The organism is Streptomyces sp. (genome assembly GCF_031178505.1).
GTDB lineage: Bacteria > Actinomycetota > Actinomycetes > Streptomycetales > Streptomycetaceae > Streptomyces > Streptomyces gulbargensis.
The window spans coordinates 1-2,675 of record NZ_JAPSIW010000867.1; the positions used below are offsets into that span (position 1 = coordinate 1).

Annotated in this window: 5 protein-coding genes; 4 read left to right on the forward strand and 1 reads right to left on the reverse strand. The window is 68.4% G+C overall.

Annotated elements, in window-relative coordinates; genetic code table 11:
* The 4 genes from RIF68_RS33645 to RIF68_RS33660 all read left to right on the forward strand — a co-directional run.
* Window positions 1-229, forward strand: a 229-nt coding sequence (locus tag RIF68_RS33645; RefSeq protein WP_309055264.1) for an amidase family protein, incomplete at its 5' end; no start/stop codon positions are given.
* Window positions 230-386: 157 nt separating this feature from the next.
* Entirely contained in the window at window positions 387-1,001 is a 615-nt protein-coding gene (locus RIF68_RS33650) for a TetR/AcrR family transcriptional regulator (protein WP_309055265.1), read from the forward strand.
* Between the two features lie 421 nt (window positions 1,002-1,422).
* Window positions 1,423-1,617: a ribbon-helix-helix protein, CopG family gene (locus RIF68_RS33655; protein WP_007445201.1), complete on the forward strand. Its 195-nt coding sequence runs from the start codon at window positions 1,423-1,425 to the stop codon at window positions 1,615-1,617.
* Window positions 1,614-2,006 (forward strand): type II toxin-antitoxin system death-on-curing family toxin, encoded by a 393-nt coding sequence (locus RIF68_RS33660; RefSeq protein ID WP_309055266.1) that lies wholly within the window; start codon window positions 1,614-1,616, stop codon window positions 2,004-2,006. Before RIF68_RS33655 ends, RIF68_RS33660 begins: the two co-directional genes overlap by 4 nt.
* A 357-nt stretch (window positions 2,007-2,363) precedes the next feature.
* Here the strand turns inward: RIF68_RS33660 and RIF68_RS33665 are convergent.
* A partial coding sequence (locus RIF68_RS33665; protein ID WP_309055267.1) for a transposase occupies window positions 2,364-2,675 on the reverse strand: 312 nt, incomplete at its 5' end.

The following is a 2,675-nucleotide window of genomic DNA, read 5'->3' on the forward strand; positions in this document are numbered from 1 at the left end:
CGATGGCACGACCGAGGCCGTGTCGGACGGCTACGTCCGCCTCTGTGCCCCAGCCAACATCACCGGCGTCCCGGCCCTCACCCTGCCGGTCGGTCACGACCACGCCGGGCTGCCGATCGGTATGCAGCTGATGGCGCGCCCCTTCCGCGACGCGACGGTGCTCCGTGTGGGCCGGGCCTACGAGGAGTCGGTGGCCGGCGCGGGGCGGCTTGCTCCCCTTGCTGTCTGAGGGAAGGCGGACGTTCCAGCCGGCACGCGGACGCGTCGCTGCAGGGGCGTCCGTCGGGCTCAGGCGCCCGGATACGCGGCCCCGCGGGTCGCCGAAGCCGGCCACCGCCTAGAAGCCACAAAATCGCATTAAGGTGGACCGCATGAGTCCCAGGCCCATGGCCCGCCCCGGCGGGCGCAGCGCGCGCGTACAGGAGTCCGTCCACGCGGCGGTACGTGAACTCGTGGGGGAGGTGGGCCGCGACGCGCTCACGGTCCCGATGGTGGCCACTCGGGCGGGCGTGACCCCCTCCACGATCTACCGTCGGTGGGGCGACCTGCAGGAACTCCTGTCCGACGTGGCCGTCGAACGCCTGCGCCCGGAAACGGATCCGGCCGATCTCGGAAGCCTGCGGGCCGATCTCGACGCTTGGGCGGAACAGTTCCTCGACGAGATGGCCTCGCCGCCGGGGCGCGCCTACATCCGGGACGTCCTGCTCGGCGACCCCGACGGAACCAATGCCGGTCAGTGTTCGGCGTATGCCGCAGAGCAGATCGACGCCGTGTTGGCCCGTGCGGCGCAGCGGGGGGAGCCGGTGCCCGAGACGGAACTGCTGATCGACCGTGTCGTGGCGCCGATCATGTACCGCATCCTCTTTCGTCCTGGCCCCCTGGACGCCGCATACGCGCGCGAGCTCGTGACGAACGCCGTGTACGCCCAGCAGATGGAGGCCGGCGCTCGCCCCACCCAGGCCGCCGCCTCTCGGCGCTCGAAGAAGAAACCCGGCAACTGACCACTTCGCTCGTCGGGCGGTCCGGCCACTGGGCCGTGGAGGCCAAGCGGCTGGCTGTACTGGCAGGGGTCATGAATTCCCCAGCAGTGACCGCCCAGGACGTGCCCCTTGGGCGTGACGCCCGTTCGATGCTCCGTGCGCACGAGGGGCCCTTTGGTGGAGCAGGGAAACGACCTCTGACCTGGTGCTATGCGGCGGTTCAAGCGGACGGATCGTCCTCGCGTCTCGCTGACCTGCGGGTCCGCGAGCGGAGGTGCCCGCATCGGCGACGTCTTCGGAGGGGGCCCTTCGGAGACTCGTGACGCTTGGACGACGCTCGAAGCGGAAGTCTCCGCTGCACCGCCGCAGGCGGTACGAGTGACCATTCCGGCCTCAGCGGCTCGACCGCGCTACCTTGATACCGTTCAGGTATCATCGCCGTATGGCGATGACACTCCGACTCCCCGACGACCTTGACGCGAAGCTCACCGAGCGGGCTCGTCGGGAGGGCCGCAGCAAGCAGGAACTTGCCATCGAGGCCATCCGCGACGCCCAGGACAGGGCCGAGCTGAAGGTCGATGACGTCCTGGCCGAGCTGATGGACAGCGATGCGGAGATCTTGGACTACCTGAAGTGACGAACGTGCGCTACATCCAGATCGACGAGATCCTGGCCATCGCCCGCACGGTCAACGGTACCGAGCACAGCGTGCGTGACATGGGCCTTCTGGTGTCCGCGATCGAGCGCCCCCGGACGAACGTGTTCGGGGCCGAGTTGTATCCCACGCTGCACGAGAAGGCGGCGGCGCTGCTGCACTCCGTCGCCCGCAATCACGCGCTGGTCGACGGCGACAAGCGCACCGCCTGGCTCGCCATGCGTGTCTTCCTGCGGTTCAACGGCGTCAGCGCAGGTACCGTCCCGCCGCCCGTCTCCGTTGCCGGCCCATTCGTCGAGGACGTCGCGCAGGACAACGTCGACGTACCGGTCATCGCCAAGCGGCTCTCGACCTGGTTCCCCATTTCCTGACCTTCGATGTCGTGCGGTGGAAGAACGAAATCAGGTTCCGGCAGGACGAGAAAGTCGCTGACATCGAGCGGCCCGCTCTGACCGGCGGGGAACTCTCAGTCATGGTCGAAGGGAAGCCGGAAGGGTCTGGTCGACATCGTCCGCGTGGACGGATTCGCCAGGGAACCGCCGATGCCTTCCACGGCGTAGCCGAGTGGCATGCTCTCGGGCAGGCAGCGCGTTTCCGGGATGCCGTCGGTGAGCTTTCCACGCTACCGAGTGCGGGAACCGCCGCGGCTGCGGCTGCACCACGGACGAGGACTGGTCACGTCCGCTGGAGTGGTGTATCGACGGCCACTCGGTGATCTCGGTCTGAGGCTATGCGGTGAGTTCGGTGGGCAGGGTGGTGTCGTCGGTTTCTGACTCGATCGGGTGGAGGCGGGCTTTGGCGAGGAGTTCGCGGCCCATGTAGCGGCGAGCCTCGGTCCATTCGTCGTTCTGCTCGGCCAAAACGGCCCCGACGAGCCGGATGACGGCGGTGCGGTCGGGGAAGATGCCGACCACGTCGGTGCGGCGCCGGATCTCCTTGTTCAGCCGTTCCTGCGGGTTGTTCGACCAGATCTGCCGCCAGATCTCCCGCGGGAAGGCGGTGAAGGCCAGCAGGTCGTGCTGGGCGGCGTCCAAGTGGCC